This window comes from Peribacillus aracenensis (assembly GCF_025175645.1).
In the GTDB taxonomy this organism is placed as follows: domain Bacteria; phylum Bacillota; class Bacilli; order Bacillales; family DSM-1321; genus Peribacillus; species Peribacillus aracenensis.
In genome coordinates, this window is the sequence record NZ_JANZMJ010000001.1 from 1 (window position 1) to 19,405 (window position 19,405).

Consider the following 19,405-nt stretch of genomic DNA (forward strand, 5'->3'; position numbering starts at 1 on the left):
TTATTACAGAGAATGTTGATGAGTTTGTCTACTGCTTTTTTAGTTTGTACAATTTAAATGTTGATTTCCACTCCAGGCACTCGCTTTCAGCGGGCGGTCCCGGGAGCCTCCTCGGCGCTCTTTTCGCCTGTGGGGTTTCCCTTGGACACGCTTTTCCCGCAGGAGTCTCGCAGCTTTCGTTCCAATCAACTTTGTTTTAAAATTTAGATACAAACCCTTTTGGCTACAAATTAAACCATGCAAATAAAACATTGCATGGTTTTTATGAGAAATAAGGGATTGGGGAAATTTTTTTACGATTAAACAATGGGGGTATAAGTTTGTTGATGATTATTTCTTAATACATAATATATAGACACCCACGATGCAACAACAATTTTGTTCAATATTTCACAAACTATTCGCGAAAGGTTCTTATTTTTTTCCTGAAAGTTCTTTTTTGATTTATATGTTTTATATCAAGAGATCGTTACTAGTAGATATAGGTATGGATATGCAATTAACAATCTTTTGCAAAAAACGTTATACGGACTCTAAAATGATAGTGTTGGCGAATGGTTATAATAGGCGTATAGGTAATTAAAATGACTAATTATGAACAGACGAGCCCGACCGGCCTATTATTCGTTAAGGAATGTGTCCTTAGAAATCGTTCAGTGCAAATCGTGAGTGATGAGATACACGGCAGGTAATGACATTGGTTACTTTAGCATTGATTTTGTCCAAGCACCTCTTTCAATATAACTGTTTCCTAACTTTCTCATCAATATGGGAGTGTCCTTGGTTTGATGAGGGTGGAAACACCACTCCTACCTTTGCCAAGGAACATGTAAATAACTTTGATTTAAAGGTTCTCAAAACTAAAATGTTAAAGATATATGCACTTTGATTACATAAGTTATGCCTTGATAGAAAAATGATATTTCATGGCGCTAATGTTTGTACTAGCCAATTATATTTTGATTATGGAATATTCATACAGGTGAATGTTACTTACAACGAAGGGCATCTGTATCCTTCCCGAAATGCTCCAAACACCCATATTTCACAAACATATAGTGGTGATGCCTGTAACCCGCTAATTCCTTGAACGGTGTTTTTTTTCGAAAAAGTAAGAACATAACAACTCTTCGGTTTTGTTGCGCAGGCGGGGATTGAAATAATTATGATGTTCCTCGTATCCTTTATATAAAAAACAATACATCGTGAAGGATTCATCGCGTTTGATTTCACTAACCTTAATATTCTCCTTGCGCAAATATCGCCTTACCTCGGCAAGTTCGTCTTGAACCACTTTTAAAATATGTTCGACTAGCTCCGAATAGGGCCTTTTTAATTTAAATGGACTAATTTCGATGACCTTGAGATCCCGGTTTAAGACTGTTATAACCATAGGGAGGTAGATGGCTTTTTCAATCATATTACGGTCATCTTCTGGAATGCGGGTCATCATGACCGCTCCTTTCTAATAGCACGGCTTTTAATATTAGTATGTATACCATGCAGGAAAAAGAACATTTGTTCTGTTTTTTTATCCTAATGTATTTTCAGTGTATATGCAAGCGGTTTTGATAAATCTAGAAATATTCGTTAACAAGATTATGTTTTCCGGAGTTAGGGAAAGTATGAAGGTATATGGGTAATAATTCTTGCAATTTCAGGGGAAAGTGATATATCTAAAATAAACAGTTTTTAATAAGTTTATGCTGCTTTGATAGCAGCATGTCGAGGGAGATAATTATGGATTTGGATACTATACGCGAGTGGTTTACACTTGATCATATATCTGCACTTATTCAGCAATATCGCTCATTCGGTCCAATTCCTGGGATCTTGCTGCCGATGCTGGAAGCTTTTTTGCCCTTTTTGCCTTTAGTGGTGTTCGTGCTAGCTAACGCAACGGCTTTTGGTCTCTGGTGGGGCTTTTTATTTTCTTGGATTGGAGCGGTAGCGGGCTCTTATTTGATCTTTTGGATTATTAGAAGATATGGTCAAATGAGATTTTTTCGATTTTTGCAAAAGCATAAACAGGTGCAGAGGTTGATGGTTTGGGTGGAAAGCCATGGATTCGGACCTTTGTTCATATTGCTCTGCTTCCCTTTTACACCTTCGGCTATCGTTAATATCGTGGCAGGACTTTCAAAAGTCAGTCCCTTGCAATATGGACTTGCAGTAGTGGGAGGGAAAGCGGTAATGATCTTTACGATCAGCTTCGTAGGTTACGATCTAGTATCCTTAATTCATAAACCTGTGCGTACGATCATTATCGGGATTGTCATCTTTATCCTATGGTATGTGGGGAAAAGACTTGAAGTCCGGTTAAATAAAAGCATGAAGAGGGAAGAGGGACAATAAATTAGTATATAAATGCAGTAGGGGTTGAACTAGATGGAAAAAACAAACAAGAATTCTTTATCCGATTGGATAAAACCAGCGATGATAGCTTTTGTTATTTACATCTTGATCCGTACATTTCTCTTTTCAAGCTATGATGTTGAAGGGAAGTCGATGCAGCCGACCCTAGAAGATGGAAATAAACTTGTCGTGAATAAAATCAATTACCATATTCATGATATCAACCGTTTTGACATTATTGTTTTTCATGCGAACTCACAAGAAGATTATGTTAAGCGAGTTATAGGGGTTGCAGGTGACCAAATTCGTTATAAAGATGATTGGCTTTACGTAAATGGTAAGAAAGTGGATGAGCCTTATCTTCAGAAATTCAAGGAAGGTTTCCCGGGACAGGATTTTACGGGTGATTTTACATTAAAAGAATTGACGGATGTGACCAAAGTTCCCGAGGGCAAGCTTTTTGTCATGGGTGATAATCGTCTTGAAAGTGCTGACAGCCGTCACTTTGGTTATATACCGGTTGAAAATGTTGTCGGTAAAGTGGATGTTCGATATTGGCCGGTCAAAGAATTCAATTATAAATTTACAGGTGAATGATCGTAGAAGCCCAAAAATTATGTGGGCTTTTTCTTTTGGGGAAAAACACGAACGTACGATTGGTGTTTTTTCAGGGGAAACGTTAAAATAATAGAAAGTAATTCTAATTGGAAACAGAAACCTAGTCATGGTTACTAAAGTATTTCTGGTATGATGGATCTAGATATTATGTTGTAAGGGGGAAAAAGAGATGTCACTCCGTTTTTTACTGGGAAGATCGGGTGCAGGGAAAACTTCGAATATATTGGACGAAATTCGCTCCAAATTGGCAGAAGATCCCGAAGGAAATCCAATTATCTACCTTGTTCCTGATCAGATGACGTTTCTATCTGAATATAAATTAATTAAAACACCAGGCCTTGCCGGAATGATCCGGACACAGGTTTTTAGTTTTAGCAGGCTTGCTTGGCGCGTTCTTCAGGAGACCGGGGGGATGAGCCGGCTGCATTTGGACAGCGTTGGCGTTAATATGTTGATACGGAAGATCATGGATGATAAAAAGGAAGAATTAAAGATGTTTCGTCGTTCTGCTGATAAGCAGGGGTTCATTGCGCAGATGGAGCTAATGCTGGCTGAGTTCAAGCAGTATTGCATCCAACCTGATGACATTCAAAACTATTTGGCCGAAACCTCACAGGCCGGCAGCGGCATTCAGGATAAACTGCATGATCTTGAATTGGTCTATCAGGCATTTGAGGATGAAATGGTTAACAAATATTTGGATTCCGAGGACTACTTCACTTTACTGATCGAGAAAATGGCTGATTCTTCCTATATAAGGGAAGCGGATATATATATCGATGGTTTTTATAGTTTGACTCCACAGGAATTATTGATTGTGGAAGAAATGATCAAGTTGTGCAGGAGTGTAACGATCTCGCTGACGTTAGATCAGCCCTATAGACAATATGCTCCGGATGATTTGCAGTTGTTCAGGCAAACGGGAAATCTATATCATCACCTTTATCAAGCTGGATTGAGGAATGGCATACCGATTTCAGAAGATCGGATCTTAAAAGGGACGGAAAGATTTGGAAAGAACCCGGGACTGAATCATCTGGAAACTTATTTTGCCATTAGACCTGCCAAAGCGTTTGAGCAGTCGCCTGATGTAACGATTGCCCAGGCAGTTAACCGCAGAGCCGAGATTGAAGGAGTTGCCAGGGACATCTTGTCGCTGGTCAGACAGAAACAGCACCGTTTCAGTGATATTGCGATTTTAGTCCGGAATGGAGAAGCGTACGCAGATATTTTACAAACTGTTTTTCGGGATTATCAAATTCCCTTGTTCGTCGATTCCAAACGGACGATGCTGAATCATCCTCTGATTGAACTGATTCGTTCCACTTTGGAGATCATCAATGGCTATTGGCGTTATGAGCCGGTATTTCGTGCGATCAAGACGGAGCTTCTATTTCCACTGCAAAATAACCATGATAGAATACGCGAACAGGTAGATAAGCTGGAAAACTATGTGCTGGCCCGTGGCATTAAAGGAAGCAGGTGGACGTCCAAAGATCGTTGGACCTACCGGCGCTTCCGCGGACTGGAACTAGAGGACCGGAATCAAACGGATAAGGAAATGCAGCTTGAGCAAGAGTTGAATGAGCTGAAGCAATTATTTACCGAGCCCATCTTGAAGCTCTCAAAACGTGTTAAAAAGGCTGTTAATGGCAGGGAATTGTGTGAAGCCCTTTATCTATACCTGGAAGAATTGCATGTACCGGAAAAATTGGAAAAGCTGAAACAAGAGGCAGAAGAAGCAGGTGATCTGGTATCGGCAAGAGAGCATGAGCAAACATGGAATGCAGTTGTCGACCTATTGGACCAATTCGTTGAACTGCTGAGCGGGGAAGAGCTTTCCCTGAAACAGTTTGCAGTTATCATTGAAGCTGGTCTGGAGTCTCTGGAATTTTCTTTGGTACCTCCGGCAATTGACCAAGTATTGGTTGCCAATCTAGATTTATCACGCCTGGATGATGTGAAGACAGCTTTTGTTATCGGCCTGAACGAAGGGGTTTTGCCAGGAAAAGCTGTATCTGATGGGATATTTTCAGATAGTGATCGTGAGGTGCTGCTGGCTGGTGGACTTGATGTTGCCCCAAGTTCAAAAGTGCGCCTGCTTGATGAGGAGTTTACAGCGTACAAAGCATTTACTACGCCTGCCGAGACCCTTTGTTTATCATATCCGCTTGCCGATGAGGAAGGGAAGGCACTTTTACCCTCATCCTATTTGAAACGGGTAAGGGACGTATTGCCCAACGTGTCCGATGTGTATTATATGAACGATCCGTCCGATCTCCCTGCTGAGGAACAGGTGAAATATGCTGCAAATCATGATGTGGCCCTATCGTACCTGGCTGCCCAATTGCAGCTGAAAAAAAGGAACTATCCAATCCATTCACTGTGGTGGGATGTATATAATGCCATTATGGATGATGAAACGGCCGGTCCCTCAGCAACTAAGGTTTTATCGAGCCTTTTTTATCAAAATAGAACAAAGAAATTATCTGGAGAAACAAGTAAGCAATTATACGGTGAGAGCATTCTTACAAGTGTATCCCGGATGGAAATGTTCAATAGCTGCCCGTTTTCCCATTATGCCGCTCATGGCTTGAAATTGCGGGAACGGCAAATTTTCCGTTTGGATGCTCCGGATATAGGCGAGATGTTCCATGGCGCGTTGAAAATGATTTCCGATTATTTAAAAGAACATGATATTCCTTGGTCTGCATTGACCCCGGAACAATGCTTGGAGCTTGCCAGAATTGCTGTGGAGAGACTTGCTCCTAAACTCCAAAATCAGATTTTGTTAAGTACGAACCGCCATCACTATCTACGCAGGAAACTGGAACATGTGATTGGACGGGCCTCTATCGTATTAAGTGAACATGCAAAGGTGAGCGGTTTTGCCCCAGTCGGATTAGAACTTGGATTCGGAAAAAATGGCGAGCTTCCCCCACTTTCTTTCACGTTGAAAAACGGTACGAAGATGGAATTGATCGGGCGGATCGACCGGGTGGATAAAGCGGAAGAAGATGAGGGTGTCTATTTGCGTGTGCTCGATTATAAGTCGAGTGAAAAGGAACTGAACATGAGTGAAGTGTATTATGGACTCGCACTGCAAATGTTGACATACCTAGATATCGTCGTCACCCATTCCAAGTCGCTAATAGGAAAAGAAGCGATTCCAGCCGGCGTTTTGTATTTTCATGTGCATAATCCCGTTGTCAAATCAAAGGGAATGCTCAGTTTGGATAAAATTGAAGAAGAAATTTATAAAAGTTTTAAAATGAATGGACTTGTACTAGATCATTCAAATGTCATTCAGATGATGGATACCTCGCTTGATATTGAAAATTCGGGTAAGTCGGATATCATTCCAGCTGGATTTAAAAAGGACGGATCCCTCCTTGCGGCTTCCAAAGTTGCCAGCAGGGAAGAGTTTTCGCTTCTGAATCATCATGTGCGCCGTATTTATCAGGAAGCTGGTGATCGAATGGTCGATGGTGATGTGGATATAACGCCATATAAATTAAAGGAAAAAACACCGTGTACCTTCTGTTCCTTTAAATCTGTTTGCCAATTCGACCAGTCACTGGAGGAAAACCAATTCAGGAATTTGGCACAGAAGAAACAAAATGACGTTCTTGAGCTATTAAGGGGGGAGGGAGAGAACGATGAGTAAAACGAAAATTCCTGCTCTGCCAGGAGATGTGACTTGGACGCAAGATCAATGGAAGGCGATATGGGCTAAAGATCAGGACATTCTGGTTGCAGCCGCAGCAGGTTCAGGGAAAACAGCGGTGCTGGTCAATCGGATTATTCAAAAAGTCATTTCCGAAGAAGATCCAATCGATGTTGATGAACTGCTCGTCGTTACATTCACCAATGCCTCGGCTGCCGAAATGCGCCATCGGGTAAGTGAGGCATTGGAAAAAGCGATCAATGATAATCCGCATTCACAGCATTTGCGTAAGCAGTTGAGCTTGATTAATCGTGCTTCGATTTCCACACTTCATTCCTTTTGTTTAGAGGTGATCAGGAAGTATTATTATCTGACGGATATCGACCCGGGCTTCCGGATTGCAGATTCTACTGAGATACAGCTGCTCCGTGATGAAGTGATGGAAGAGCTTTTCGAGGAGCAGTATGGCCAAAGTGATAATGAAGAGTTCTTTAATTTGGTTGATGCCTTCACAAGCGATCGAAACGATGATGCGCTTCAGAATATCGTTCGATCGCTGCATGATTTTTCGCAATCGAATCCAGATCCGGCACGCTGGCTCGATGGTGCTGCTAGCATGTATGAGTTGGCAGATGATGATGGGATTGACGACCTTTCGTTTATCGATTCATTGAAGTTCGATATTGGCTTGCAATTGGCCACTTCCAGGGACTTATTGGAACGCTCGCTTGCGTTGACAAAAATCCCTGGGGGACCGGCACCAAGGGCTGAAAACTATATAGCTGATCTAGCCCTGGTTGCTAAACTTTCGGAAGTGAAGGACCAATCCTGGAACGCTCTTTATGAAGAAATCCAAAATGTGAAATTTGGTACGGCAAAACGCCTTACTGGTGGAGATTTCATCAAAGAAGTTACGGATGAGGCTACCAAGTATCGTGATAAGGCGAAGAAGATCATCAAATCGTTACAGGAAGAGTTATTTTCCCGTAAACCGGAAAGCTATCTGCGGGATATCAGGGAGCTAAAGGGCTATGTCGATACACTTGTAATGCTTGTTAAACAGTTTGACGATCGATTTTTTGCTGCAAAAGCAGAAAAGAACTTGGTGGATTTCGCCGATTTGGAACATTATTGTCTTCAAATTTTGACAGGGGAAACTGTGGATGGTGAACGAAAACCTTCAGCCGCAGCCGTAGAATACAGGAACCAGTTCAAAGAGGTACTCGTAGATGAGTATCAGGATACGAACCTTGTCCAGGAATCCATCTTAAAGCTGGTGACGGCTGATGGCGAATATAATGGGAATCTTTTCATGGTAGGCGATGTCAAGCAGTCCATTTACCGGTTCAGGCTTGCGGAACCGAATCTCTTCCTTGGAAAATACAAACGTTTTACCCATGATGGTGTCGATTCCGGACTGAAAATTGATTTAAACCGCAATTTCCGGAGCCGTAAGGAAGTTCTCGATGGGACTAATTTTCTGTTTCAACAGTTGATGGGCATTACAGTCGGTGAGATTGATTATGATGAAGATGCCCAATTGAAAAAAGGTGCTCCATATCCCGAAGAAGATCCAAATCCGATTGAACTTCATTTAATCGATGGAACAGCCGATCCGGAAGCTCATTTGGAAACGGAAGGATCGGATGGCGGGTTTGAAGCCGAGGAGCTTGAAAAAGCACAACTTGAAGCAAGGCAGATGGCCAAGCTCATCAAAAAAGCTATAAGCGAAAAGCATCGGATATATGATACGAAAACCAAAAAGTACCGATCTGCCACTTATCGTGACATGGTCATTCTTCTTCGTTCGATGCCATGGGCACCGCAAATCATGGAGGAATTTAAGAAGCAGGGCATTCCGGTATATGCCAATTTATCGACAGGGTATTTTGAAGCGACCGAAGTGGCCATCATGATTTCCTTATTGAAGGTGATAGATAACCCGCAACAGGATATCCCATTGGCATCCGTTCTCCGTTCACCTATCGTCGGGCTGGATGAAGAAGAGATGTCACAGGTGCGTTTAATCCATACAGGAAGTTATTACGAAGCGCTAGCTGATTTTTACAGGAAGAGTGACCCGGAAGAACATCCGGGGCTTTATGAAAAAGCCTCTGCTTTTTATAAAAAACTCGTGAAGTGGAGGAAGCTTGCCAGGCAGGAAGCACTATCGGATTTGATTTGGCTACTATACCGCGAAACGCAGTTTTATGATTTTGCAGGTGGGATGCCGGGTGGCAAACAGCGTCAGGCCAATTTAAGAGCGCTGTATGACAGGGCGAGGCAATATGAAGCAAGTTCTTTCCGCGGTCTGTTCCGTTTCTTGCGATTTATAGAAAGGATGCAAGAGCGTGGGGATGATTTAGGCGCAGCTCGGGCTTTAGGGGAACAGGAAGATGTGGTCCGGCTGATGACGATTCACTCCTCAAAGGGGCTTGAGTTCCCGATTGTGTTCATTGCCGGCCTTTCCAAGCAATTCAATATGATGGATTTACGAAAGTCCTATTTACTGGATAAGGATTATGGCTTTGCGGCAAAGTATGTGAATTCCGAATTACGGATCACTTTTCCATCCCTCCCTCAATTGGCTTTCAAGAAAAAAAAGCAGCTTGAATTAATTGCCGAGGAGATGCGTGTCCTCTACGTGGCGCTTACAAGGGCTAAGGAAAAGCTATATTTGATTGCCAGTATCAATGATGCTGAAAAAACGCAGCAGAACTGGGAAAGCAATGCGGCACATGGAGAGTGGCTTTTGAAGGACTATGTCCGGGCAGGTGCAAAAAGTTATCTTGATTGGATTGGTCCATCCCTTGTCCGGCATCGGGATTCTCTTGGTGGTGCTGGTCTTGGCTTGGAAATGGAGTCGCATCCATCGAATTGGTCCATTTCCGTCATTCCAAGTGAAGAGCTTGCTGTTCTGGATGAGGAAGAGGCACTGGTTCAAGAGCAAATGCTTGATCATGTCCAGAAATCGGAGAAGGTCGGTATTACTTCCGAGTTTTATGATGATATCAAGGAACAGCTGGAATGGGAGTACCCCGGACATGATGCAACGGTGTATCGTTCCAAGCAATCCGTTTCAGAACTAAAAAGGCAATATGAACTCAAGGACGAGCAAAGCTCCACAGAGTTGTTGCGTAAATTTAAACGACCTATCACGAAGCGGCCGACTTTCATGCAAGAAAAGTCACTGACTCCTGCTGAAAGGGGTACGATTACACATTTAGTCATGCAGCATATCGATCTATCTAAAGAGATTACCATTCATTCGATTCAGGAACTGATCGTTGATTTGATTCAACGTGAGTTGTTGACGGAGGAACAGAAAGAAGCTGTGGACCCTGAGACGATCGTCGATTTCTTTGACACTGAAATCGGGCAAAGAATGCAGAGGGCCGGGAACATTCGCCGTGAAGTGCCATTTACGATGTCGTTGCCTGCAAAGGAAGCTTACAGCGATTGGGCAGCTGGAGATGAGGAGATCCTTATTCAAGGTGTGATTGATTGTATCTTTGAGGATGAACAAGGTCTTGTGCTCCTCGATTATAAAACGGATACCATTACCGGCCGTTTTGCTAGCGGGTATGAAGGGGCTAAAGAGATTCTTGCCGATAGATACCGGATGCAGCTTCAGCTTTATACGCGGGCTGTTGAAGGGATAATGAATAAGAAGGTAACCGGCCGTTACTTGTTTTTCTTTGATGGCTCGCATATATTGGAAGTATAAAGAGAAGGAGTGTCCCATTGATGTGGGACGCTTCTTTTTGGTTGAATAAACAGAATAGTTTGAAAAGGCATAAATGCTTACTATATACTAGTGGAGAAAAAACCTTTTTAAAGGAGTAGAGATGAGTATGACGAGTGAGATCAAGAGCAAGGGATACTTTGGTGAGTTCGGTGGAAGCTTCGTACCGGGTGAGCTTCAGGAAGTTATGGATACTTTGGAAACGGAATTCCTGAAATATAAGGATGACCCGGAATTCATTGAAGAGTTTCAATATTATCTGAAAGAATATGTCGGACGTGAAAACCCGTTAACACTTGCAAAGAATTTAACGAAAAAGGTTGGCGGGGCAAAAATATATTTGAAGCGTGAGGATCTGAATCATACAGGTGCTCACAAAATTAATAATGCGATTGGACAGATCCTGCTTGCTAAACGGATGGGTGCTAAACGAATCATCGCAGAAACGGGCGCTGGGCAGCATGGTGTGGCTACTGCTACTGCATGTGCGATGTTTGGCATGGAGTGTGTGATCTATATGGGTAAGCTGGATACGGAGAGGCAGGCATTGAATGTTTTTCGGATGGAATTGTTGGGGGCAAAGGTCGTAGCGGTCGAAAAGGGACAGGGACGATTGAAGGATGCCGTTGATGAGGCATTGAATGATTTGGTGCAAAACTATGAGAATACTTTTTACTTGCTTGGTTCAGCAGTGGGACCACATCCATATCCAACGATCGTTAAGCATTTTCAATCAATCATAAGTGAAGAATCAAAGCGCCAGATCCTTGAAAAGGAAGGAAAGCTGCCAACTGCCATCATTGCTTGTGCAGGAGGGGGAAGTAATGCAATTGGTGCTTTTGCTCATTATATCGATGAAGAAAATGTCCGTTTAATTGGTGTAGAGCCAAGTGAAGCACCAAGTATTTCGCAAGGTGTCCCGGCAGTATTGCACGGATTCAAAAGTTTGACGTTAGTGGACGAACAAGGGGAACCAAAACCGACATTTTCCATAGCAGCCGGATTGGATTACCCAAGTGTAGGACCCGAGCACAGTTTTTTGAAAGATAGCGGACGGGCGGAGTATGTAACGGTTAAAGGGGAAGAAGCTCTTGAGGCTTTTCAGGTAGTATCCAAAGCAGAGGGAATCATTCCAGCTCTCGAAAGTTCACATGCTCTAGGCCACGCCATGAAGCTCGCAAAAGAGTTAACAAGAGATGATATACTGATCGTCAATTTATCAGGCAGGGGAGACAAAGATGTCGAGCAAGTATTTAACATGTTAGAAAAATAGGCCGAATTTAAAAGCCTCCCTGGAAAGGGGAGGCTTTTTCTTAGACTAATTATTCCCTGTAATGGGCTGGTCGACCCCATTGACATCAAGGACATTACTACCATTCAGGCCATTGGCCGTAAAAACGATGGCAGCTGTGTTAGATGAACCAGATCCGGTGACAGTTTTGCTCGAAGATTTTGGCGAAATGACGGCTGCATCCCCGAATAGCAGGTTTCCTTCCGCGATATTGAATATTTGGACTGGACCGACAATAGCTGGCATATGAATTCCCTCCTTTTAAAATTTAAGCGGTGGTGGTTGAATCCCCAATTGGTGTCTCTTCGGGTTTTTTAGAAATCTCCCGAATGTGTTTCACTCTGGATTCCATACGTATATGACCGACATTCCCCACACCGACAACAGATGAAGATGATATCCCGATTATGTGGACGTTGCCAACACGAATAAAGGGATTCGGATTTGAAAATCTTGATATGACGGGTTCATTCAATCTAGGGATATAAATTGGTTTTTTAAAAATGTCATAGTCTTCGAAGTAAACATCCACTGAATCGAAAGTTTCGCTTTTCTTCTGGTCTGCCAAGGCAAATGATTTTCCGTCAATATAAGAACAGTCTCCAATCTGCATGGTGGAGCAAAAAAGAATTGTCTGGGTAGATATAGACTTTACTTTGGACATTCTTGAAAACATCTCTTTTATCCTTTTGGAGCAAATGGGACGACTGGTCCGATGATAAGGGATTCCGGAGGTGTATCGAATGCGGAAGATAGTTGGACCGTTTGCACATCCCCTATTAGAAATAAAGCAGAGCTTGCTACACCGATAACTTTAATTTCACCTACGCAAAGCTGGTGATTGATTACATTAAACTCCATTTGGATTTCCTCCTGTCTCGGCTTGTGAATGGGTAATGAATTGAAATAATGCAGCTTGAATATCGGATTTTACCTTTTCCCTGATTTTTTCCTTGATATTATCCCGTTGCTCCGGTGCACGTTCCGCATAATTAAGATTATCGAAATACATATTGATTCGTTGATGAAGCTGGCGTTCGACGTCCTGCTTAATGAAGTCATGATAAGAGGGTTCCAATGATACTTTTACCTGGTCTTCCACATCGTGGATCATATTTTCCAAGTCTGAAAGTATATCGTTGTGAATTTCTTGGACAACGATTTCTCTGCCTGGAAATAGGTTCGGTGCAGGTGGAACGGGTTGGTTGTTAACGGCAAATTCATCAATGTTGTTTAGATCATTGGGATTTAAACCGATATTCAACGTTCCATCTAAAGATTCGACCTTTAACTGATCGAATTTATATTCAATTTTATCTACATGGATTGGCGGTTTGTTTTTTAGTTCGGCAAGTTCATCTGTCAGGCGTTTGAGTTCGTGTTCAAGTTTCATGATCCGTTTATCCTGGGCTTCAAGAAAACACTGCATTTGTATGGAGTACGAATATAGATCCTGATTCACGATTCAACACCTCACCTTCAAAAAAAGTTAATTTTATATAAGACAGTATATGAAAAAGTTGAAGGTAGGTGAATGCCTATGAATTAGGACGATTAAATGGGACGAAACTGGATATTGGGGTTACATCAGCTGCAACTCCGGGAGCAGGCTCAGTGAATCCACCGGTATTGGCTAATGTGGAATATGGTTTAATCACCCCGGCACTTCCTATTTGAAAAACGGATGAATTGGCGATGCTTTGAATTTTTATCATATTGATTTGTATGGTCTGGTGAATATTGAAGATCATGCTGACTCCTTTCTTAAAAACATTAGAGATTTAAGACCAGTGGCTGATCAATACCATCTGTATCATTTGTATTTGTGGTGCTATAGGCATTATATAGTGATATGGATTCACCTGTATTAAACGAGCCAGCACCCGAAAAAGTTTTCGCAATGGAATATGGACTAATTTTAAAGACGTCACCAATATGGACAATTCCACTGTTACTGGCATTGATGACTTGAACGATTCCTACGATGGCCGGCAAGAAAATCACCCTTTTTTTATTCTGGTTTTCCCCTTAAATCTTAGGCGATGAGCCTACACTGAAGGGAGTATCAATGTATTGTATGTAAACTCAAGATTGATGTGATTCATCTGCCTATCAATTTATTGTTGTATAACAGGTGGGGATGTCATTGGATGAACGGGAACAGATATGGTAAAATGTTTATTAATTCGGAATTTTTAAATAAAACAAGGGGTGAGGAAATGAATGTACCATTAGTATTATCGCATTTCTTAGATCGAGCAGCCTTACTATATGGCGATAAGAAAGCCATCATTGGAGATGACAAGGTTTTATCCTACTTAGAGTTGAACGGCCGTGTAAACCAGCTTTCGAATGGTTTAAGGGACCTTGGAGTCAAAAAGGGTGATAAGGTGGCATATTTGGCGCCTAACTCAATTGAAATGCTTGAAGGCTTTTATGGGGTCTTTCAGCTTGGGGCAGTAATCGTTCCATTGAATATCCGTTTGAAGCCTGCCGATTATGTATTCATTTTGAACCATAGCGAGTCAAAGGTCCTTTTCGTAGATCAAGAATTGTATCATCTAATTTCCCCTGTCAAGGATGAACTTGAATCGGTGGAGCACATAATCGTTCATTATAAAAATGAAGAGATAAATGAAACCGATTACAACCATTGGCTGGAACGTTATGATAACAAGTGCTTCAACCGGGAGTCCGTGGATGAAAATGATGTTTCGAGTCTCCTTTATACTAGCGGGACCACAGGAAATCCCAAAGGGGTGATGCTGACTCATCGCAATAACTATTTACATGCCCTGGGTGCGATGCATCATTTCAGGGTCAATGACCGCGATACATATTTGCATGTACTTCCGATGTTCCATGTGAATGGGTGGGGTGCCCCATTTTATTATACGGCAAATGGTGCCACTCAAGTTTGTTTGAGGAAAACCAGCCCTGAAATGATATTTGATGCATTGCAAAAACATAAGGTTTCCATAATGCATATGGCACCAACTGTTCTAAATTCCCTGTTTCAATATTATGAACGGAATGTTCCGAATATCGAGCAGGATATCCGGATCGTCGTTGCGGGTTCCGCACCGCCTCCTGCATTCGTTACAAGGGTGGAAAAAGAGTTAGGCTGGGAATTCATTCAAATTTACGGAATGACTGAATCAACACCGGTTAGTCTGATATCGCTGATTCGTTCTGAATTCGATGATCTTTCGGAAAAAGAAAAATACAGAATGAAGGCGAAAGCCGGATATCCCATCATAGGCAGTGAGGTAAAGGTCATTCATGACAATGGTGAGGAAGTGGCCCATGATGGCGTGGATATCGGGGAGCTCATCGTCCGCAGTCATGGAGTGATGTTAGGTTATTGGAAAAATGAAGAAGCGACAAGACAGACACTGATAAATGGATGGCTGCATACAGGGGATATGGCCACAATCGATGAAAATGGCAATGTTGATATCGTTGACCGCAAAAAGGATATCATCATTAGTGGCGGAGAAAATATCTCTTCGATAGAAGTGGAAGGAATACTCTACGAACATCCTGACATTCTAGAGGCGGCAGTCATTGCCGTTCCGCATGAAAAGTGGGGAGAGACGCCGCATGCCTTCATTGTGCCAAAAACGGGCGTGAAATTAACGGAGGATGATATAAGGACCTTTACACGAGAAAAACTAGCTCATTTCAAATCAGTTACCAGTGTGTCGTTCGTCGATGAACTCCCAAAAACGGCATCAGGGAAAATACAAAAAATCCATCTCCGTAATGATTACTGGGAATCTAAGGGGAAAATTGGCAGATTCGTTAATTGAAGCTCGCTAACGCTGTTCAGAAATGATCAGCGTTTTTTCTGTTCCCCTTTAAATTTCGGTTTCATATTAAGCCAGGAAAAGTAACGCATGCCATTGTTGGATAAGGACGGTCATTTTAGGAGCACTGGAATTGGAATTTGTTTCGATAAAAAGCTTCCTGTTTAACGATAAAGTGTTACTATTATAAAATATTTCAAATTATTTCGATTTTTATTTTTCATCATGTTGATTTTATGAGTTTTGGATTGTGGGGGAGAGAGCATTGAAACGTATTCATTATAGCTGGGTTATTTTAATCATAACCTTCTTCTCGATTATTGTAGCGGGAATCGTTAGGTCATCATCGGGAGTATTCATCGTACCATTTGAAAGTGAGTTCGGGTGGGACCGGTCCGTCATTTCTTTAGCCTTCGCCATAAGTCTTTTTCTTTATGGATTATCGGGTCCATTCATGGCCGCTCTAATTGAAGTGCTTGGATTGAAGAAAATGATGGTATTGGCCATGTCCACTTTATTGGCAGGGATTTTCCTCACTTTTTTCATGGAGCATGAGTGGCAGCTCATTTTAATTTGGGGAATCATCATTGGATTGGGTTCTGGAGTGTTTTTAACGGTCTTGAGCCCATATGTGGCAAATCGTTGGTTCGAGAAGAGGCGGGGGCTGGCGGTCGGGATACTGACGGCAAGTACAGCCACAGGCCAGCTCATTTTACTTCCGGTTTTAGCCATCATCATTGAGAATTATTCATGGAGATGGGCGATCGGATTAATATTGATCCTTAGCTTGATCATGCTGGCAATCATCCTTTTATTCATGAAAAACAGTCCGATGGAAGTTGGCACTCTTCCATATGGATTAGAAGAGGAAAGTCAGGAGGCAGTTATAGTCCAAAAGAAGAACCCCATCGCCATGGCTTTTCAGTCATTGATTGAAGCAGTGAGAGTGAAGGAATTCTGGTTATTGGCAGGGAGCTTTTTTATATGCGGACTTTCAACGAGCGGGTTGATCGGCACACATTTCATTTCTTACTGCATTAGTTTTGGTTTACCTGTTGTTACGGCAGCATCACTGCTATCTTTCATGGGAATTTTTGATTTGATTGGTACGACTGTATCCGGGTGGTTATCAGATCGCTTTGATAACCGTTGGCTGTTGTTTTGGTATTATGCTCTAAGGGGTGCTTCCCTGGTTTTACTTCCTTTTGCGTTAAATGAGGGCTCAATCGGTCTATTGATCATCTTCTCCGTTTTTTATGGCTTGGATTGGATCGCCACCGTTCCTCCGACCATAAGTATTTCAAGGCAAGTCTTTGGCATGGAGAAAAGCGGGATTGTATACGGCTGGATATTCGCGGCCCATCAGGTGGGGGCAGCTGTGGCGGCGTACGGTGGAGGGCTTATCTTCAAAATATTCAATTCCTATACATGGGCATTCTTCCTTGCAGGAATCTTTTGCTTATTGGGCAGCTTGTTTGTCATACTGATAAAAAAGCAAAAAGCGGTCACGAAAGTTAAAGATAGTGCAATGGAGTTATAGAAAAGATGTTAAATCCCTATGGATGAAAGGGGGGGTACCCTATGAAGGGCACAATGGTGCCATTGCAGGAAAATAAACGGATCGTAAGCATCGATGTTTTACGTGGATTAGCCATTTTAGGTATTTTTTTAGTGAATATGCCTTCTTTCCACTCTCCGCTCTTGTACATAGATGGTGAAGAGCGGTGGTCAGGGGGATGGGACAGGATTTTGTACAGATTCAGTGATATTGTCGCACAGGCCAGCTTTTATCCGTTATTCGCCTTTCTGTTCGGTTTCGGGGCAATCATACTAGCTGTAAGGACTGAAGAAAAGGGCATTTCATTTCCTTTACTATATATGAAAAGGCTAAGTTTCCTGCTGATACTTGGGTGCATTCATGCCTTTTTCATTTGGCATGGGGACATCCTCATTAATTATGCTGTATTTGGGTTTGCCTTTTTATTTTTTTATAAAATGAAGGGCAGGAATTTAATTCTGCTAGGCTCTGTTTGTTATGTCCTGCCTTTTGCGATATTGGGTTCACTATTTCTTATATTGGGCATTTTTGATAGGGAAGGGATGGCAATAACGACTGATTCGGCGATGATGAAACAGTCTTTGGAAGTTTATCAAACTGGTACATTTACGGAGATAATGAGTCAAAGGGCACTGGATTGGTATATGGTGAACAACCCTTATAATGCCATTATCCTTTTTTTATCGATTTTTCCGTTTTTTTTAATTGGTGCAGGCGTTGCAAAACTAGGAATTCTCCAAAATCCAACCCAATATAAACGACAATTGAAAATGATTTCGATTGTAAGCTTGCTATTGGGCATGTCAATTAAGATTCTGCCATATGTGACGGTTTACCATTTTGGTACGATATTCGTGCAAGATTATTTGGGAGGACCATTACTTACGATTTTTTATATCACGGCAATTGCGCTTTTGGCGGAACAGGCAGGGGCTTTCCGCCTCTTACACCCGCTTTCGTATATCGGAAGGATGTCGATGAGCAATTACTTGTTCCAATCGATGGTAAGTACGGCCATTTTTTATTCATATGGACTTGGTTTATATGGATCCGTCTCTTATACGACAGGATTTGTTTTCTTAATAGCCCTGTTTTGCCTGCAAATTCTGCTTTCCTTAATGTGGATGGGGCTGTTTAAATACGGACCGGTTGAATATATATGGCGTTTGGTTACATATGGTAAAAAGCCGGTTATGCGCAGATAGGGACCTATTAAGAATATAAGTAAATAATGTTCATTAAATTGTTGGTTTTTACCCATTCAGGTAGATCCTTAGTTTTGTTTTTTTGTAAAAGCCTATGATATGATGAAATGGAAACTGAACGAGGGGGCAAAACAATGACTACACATATGCATATTACGGCTTGGGTTATCGGAATCATTCTTTTCTTTGTCACATATTCGATGCTTAAAGGTGGAAATCCGAAAGCGAAAATGCTACATATGATAACACGGTTGTTCTATCTATTGATTTTCCTGACTGGCGGTATGCTGATCACTGATTTTGGTGCTTACGCAGTAAAAATGATTGTTGGAATCATCGTGATTGCGGCGATGGAGATGGTGCTGGTCCGTACGAAAAAAGGGAAAAGCACAAGTGCCATGTGGATATTGTTCATCGTAGCGTTTGTATTCGTCCTTTATTTAGGGCTTTCGCTGCCACAAGGAATGGACTTTTTTTAATGCAGAATTGAAAACGGGTAAATGAGGATATCTCATTTACCCGTTTTCTTTTACCCATTATTGTGAATTCACTTTCTCAATGACGATCCTTTTTCCAGTGTTCAGGGTGAATTCAAAACGATCGTGATCCTTTTTCCCATAAGAAAAGTGGTGTTGGACGAGGCATATTTGGCTCTCGTTATCAAAGGTGAAGAAATTAACGCCGGACTGGTTAGGGACGGCCCTTAAAAAGGTGAGCTGGTTATAACTATATATACAATCATAAATAGAAAAATCAAGTGAATTCAATGTCGTTACAAATTGGAAAAAGGAATCATCGTTCAATTCTTCCAATAAACGTTCAAAAGAGTAGAGCAGTTTTTTGCGTATCCGAATGGGCTCATTTTCCCTTAAGAAGGTGATTTCCCGGTGAAGCAGGATTTTCCCCTCTTCTTCAACTACTCCTTGCTGCCAGCGCCCACCCCTGTACACTTCAATGATGCTATCAACGTGGTCTTCAATGGAGCAGGCCTCATCTGTTTCATCATCGAAAAAAATCCATTGTTGATTGATATTTTCCACTGTTCCTTCGGTAAAAGCTCTTGTTTGCCTGTTCATTAACTTGATTCGTTGTTGCTGACTCATACATATACCTCCAATAGTGGAATCCTCACCTACTTTTTAGTCAAAATCCAATGA

18 protein-coding genes are annotated in these 19,405 nt (G+C 41.9%); 10 read left to right on the forward strand and 8 right to left on the reverse strand.

What is annotated here, in order from left to right; all coding sequences use genetic code 11:
• A partial coding sequence (locus tag N0M92_RS00005; RefSeq protein ID WP_260283953.1) for a hypothetical protein occupies positions 1-200 on the forward strand: 200 nt, incomplete at its 5' end.
• Between the two features lie 878 nt (positions 201-1,078).
• Here the strand turns inward: N0M92_RS00005 and N0M92_RS00010 are convergent.
• Positions 1,079-1,450: a hypothetical protein gene (locus tag N0M92_RS00010; RefSeq protein WP_192203659.1), complete on the reverse strand. Its 372-nt coding sequence runs from the start codon at positions 1,448-1,450 to the stop codon at positions 1,079-1,081.
• A gap of 290 nt (positions 1,451-1,740) precedes the next feature.
• Between N0M92_RS00010 and N0M92_RS00015 the strand changes: the two genes are divergently transcribed.
• The 5 genes from N0M92_RS00015 to trpB all read left to right on the forward strand — a co-directional run bounded on the left by N0M92_RS00015 (position 1,741) and on the right by trpB (position 11,658).
• Positions 1,741-2,355: a TVP38/TMEM64 family protein gene (locus N0M92_RS00015; protein WP_260283954.1), complete on the forward strand. Its 615-nt coding sequence runs from the start codon at positions 1,741-1,743 to the stop codon at positions 2,353-2,355.
• Between the two features lie 33 nt (positions 2,356-2,388).
• Positions 2,389-2,952: a signal peptidase I gene (gene lepB, locus N0M92_RS00020; RefSeq protein WP_260283955.1), complete on the forward strand. Its 564-nt coding sequence runs from the start codon at positions 2,389-2,391 to the stop codon at positions 2,950-2,952.
• Between the two features lie 190 nt (positions 2,953-3,142).
• Positions 3,143-6,640: a helicase-exonuclease AddAB subunit AddB gene (gene addB / locus N0M92_RS00025; RefSeq protein ID WP_260283956.1), complete on the forward strand. Its 3,498-nt coding sequence runs from the start codon at positions 3,143-3,145 to the stop codon at positions 6,638-6,640.
• Positions 6,633-10,367, forward strand: coding sequence for a helicase-exonuclease AddAB subunit AddA (addA, locus tag N0M92_RS00030; RefSeq protein WP_260283957.1), 3,735 nt, complete (start codon positions 6,633-6,635; stop codon positions 10,365-10,367). Before addB ends, addA begins: the two co-directional genes overlap by 8 nt.
• A gap of 127 nt (positions 10,368-10,494) precedes the next feature.
• Entirely contained in the window at positions 10,495-11,658 is a 1,164-nt protein-coding gene (gene trpB, locus N0M92_RS00035) for a tryptophan synthase subunit beta (RefSeq protein WP_397443784.1), read from the forward strand.
• Between the two features lie 45 nt (positions 11,659-11,703).
• On the opposite strand, the gene N0M92_RS00040 is transcribed toward trpB, so the two are convergent.
• The 6 genes from N0M92_RS00040 to N0M92_RS00065 all read right to left on the reverse strand — a co-directional run bounded on the left by N0M92_RS00040 (position 11,704) and on the right by N0M92_RS00065 (position 13,671).
• Positions 11,704-11,922, reverse strand: coding sequence for a spore germination protein (locus tag N0M92_RS00040; protein ID WP_260283959.1), 219 nt, complete (start codon positions 11,920-11,922; stop codon positions 11,704-11,706).
• Between the two features lie 22 nt (positions 11,923-11,944).
• Positions 11,945-12,340: a spore germination protein GerPE gene (locus N0M92_RS00045; protein ID WP_260283960.1), complete on the reverse strand. Its 396-nt coding sequence runs from the start codon at positions 12,338-12,340 to the stop codon at positions 11,945-11,947.
• 17 nt (positions 12,341-12,357) lie between these two features.
• Entirely contained in the window at positions 12,358-12,537 is a 180-nt protein-coding gene (locus N0M92_RS00050; RefSeq protein ID WP_260283961.1) for a spore gernimation protein GerPD, read from the reverse strand.
• Positions 12,527-13,138, reverse strand: a complete 612-nt coding sequence (gerPC, locus tag N0M92_RS00055; RefSeq protein WP_260283962.1) for a spore germination protein GerPC — start codon at positions 13,136-13,138, stop codon at positions 12,527-12,529. The genes N0M92_RS00050 and gerPC overlap by 11 nt, the downstream gene beginning before the upstream one ends.
• Positions 13,139-13,214: 76 nt before the next feature.
• Positions 13,215-13,427: a spore germination protein GerPB gene (locus tag N0M92_RS00060; protein ID WP_260283963.1), complete on the reverse strand. Its 213-nt coding sequence runs from the start codon at positions 13,425-13,427 to the stop codon at positions 13,215-13,217.
• Positions 13,428-13,449: 22 nt separating this feature from the next.
• Entirely contained in the window at positions 13,450-13,671 is a 222-nt protein-coding gene (locus N0M92_RS00065; protein ID WP_260283964.1) for a spore germination protein, read from the reverse strand.
• Positions 13,672-13,895: 224 nt separating this feature from the next.
• Here N0M92_RS00065 and N0M92_RS00070 point away from each other — a divergent pair, with 224 nt between their 5' ends.
• From N0M92_RS00070 to N0M92_RS00085, 4 genes are all read left to right on the forward strand, one after another.
• Entirely contained in the window at positions 13,896-15,488 is a 1,593-nt protein-coding gene (locus N0M92_RS00070) for a long-chain-fatty-acid--CoA ligase (protein ID WP_260283965.1), read from the forward strand.
• A 262-nt stretch (positions 15,489-15,750) separates the two neighbouring features.
• A complete protein-coding gene (locus N0M92_RS00075; protein ID WP_260283966.1) occupies positions 15,751-17,025 on the forward strand; it encodes an MFS transporter in 1,275 nt (424 codons plus the stop codon).
• Between the two features lie 41 nt (positions 17,026-17,066).
• A complete protein-coding gene (locus N0M92_RS00080) occupies positions 17,067-18,248 on the forward strand; it encodes a DUF418 domain-containing protein (protein ID WP_260283967.1) in 1,182 nt (393 codons plus the stop codon).
• Between the two features lie 134 nt (positions 18,249-18,382).
• Entirely contained in the window at positions 18,383-18,727 is a 345-nt protein-coding gene (locus N0M92_RS00085) for a YisL family protein (protein ID WP_260283968.1), read from the forward strand.
• Between the two features lie 57 nt (positions 18,728-18,784).
• Here the strand turns inward: N0M92_RS00085 and N0M92_RS00090 are convergent, their stop codons facing one another.
• On the reverse strand, positions 18,785-19,351 hold the full coding sequence (locus tag N0M92_RS00090) for a DUF2777 domain-containing protein (protein WP_076367203.1): 567 nt from the start codon (positions 19,349-19,351) through the stop codon (positions 18,785-18,787).
• Between the last annotated feature and the right edge of the window lie 54 nt (positions 19,352-19,405).

Coding starts and splice junctions, on each gene's coding strand:
- N0M92_RS00010 (WP_192203659.1), bottom strand. CDS start 1,450: ATGACCCGCATTCCAGAAGATGACCGTAATATGATTGAAAAAGCCATC.
- trpB (WP_397443784.1), top strand. CDS start 10,495: ATGACGAGTGAGATCAAGAGCAAGGGATACTTTGGTGAGTTCGGTGGA.
- N0M92_RS00080 (WP_260283967.1), top strand. CDS start 17,067: ATGAAGGGCACAATGGTGCCATTGCAGGAAAATAAACGGATCGTAAGC.
- N0M92_RS00050 (WP_260283961.1), bottom strand. CDS start 12,537: ATGGAGTTTAATGTAATCAATCACCAGCTTTGCGTAGGTGAAATTAAA.
- N0M92_RS00040 (WP_260283959.1), bottom strand. CDS start 11,922: ATGCCAGCTATTGTCGGTCCAGTCCAAATATTCAATATCGCGGAAGGA.
- N0M92_RS00085 (WP_260283968.1), top strand. CDS start 18,383: ATGACTACACATATGCATATTACGGCTTGGGTTATCGGAATCATTCTT.
- N0M92_RS00090 (WP_076367203.1), bottom strand. CDS start 19,351: ATGAGTCAGCAACAACGAATCAAGTTAATGAACAGGCAAACAAGAGCT.
- addB (WP_260283956.1), top strand. CDS start 3,143: ATGTCACTCCGTTTTTTACTGGGAAGATCGGGTGCAGGGAAAACTTCG.
- N0M92_RS00015 (WP_260283954.1), top strand. CDS start 1,741: ATGGATTTGGATACTATACGCGAGTGGTTTACACTTGATCATATATCT.
- N0M92_RS00045 (WP_260283960.1), bottom strand. CDS start 12,340: ATGTCCAAAGTAAAGTCTATATCTACCCAGACAATTCTTTTTTGCTCC.
- N0M92_RS00070 (WP_260283965.1), top strand. CDS start 13,896: ATGAATGTACCATTAGTATTATCGCATTTCTTAGATCGAGCAGCCTTA.
- N0M92_RS00060 (WP_260283963.1), bottom strand. CDS start 13,427: ATGATCTTCAATATTCACCAGACCATACAAATCAATATGATAAAAATT.
- lepB (WP_260283955.1), top strand. CDS start 2,389: ATGGAAAAAACAAACAAGAATTCTTTATCCGATTGGATAAAACCAGCG.
- addA (WP_260283957.1), top strand. CDS start 6,633: ATGAGTAAAACGAAAATTCCTGCTCTGCCAGGAGATGTGACTTGGACG.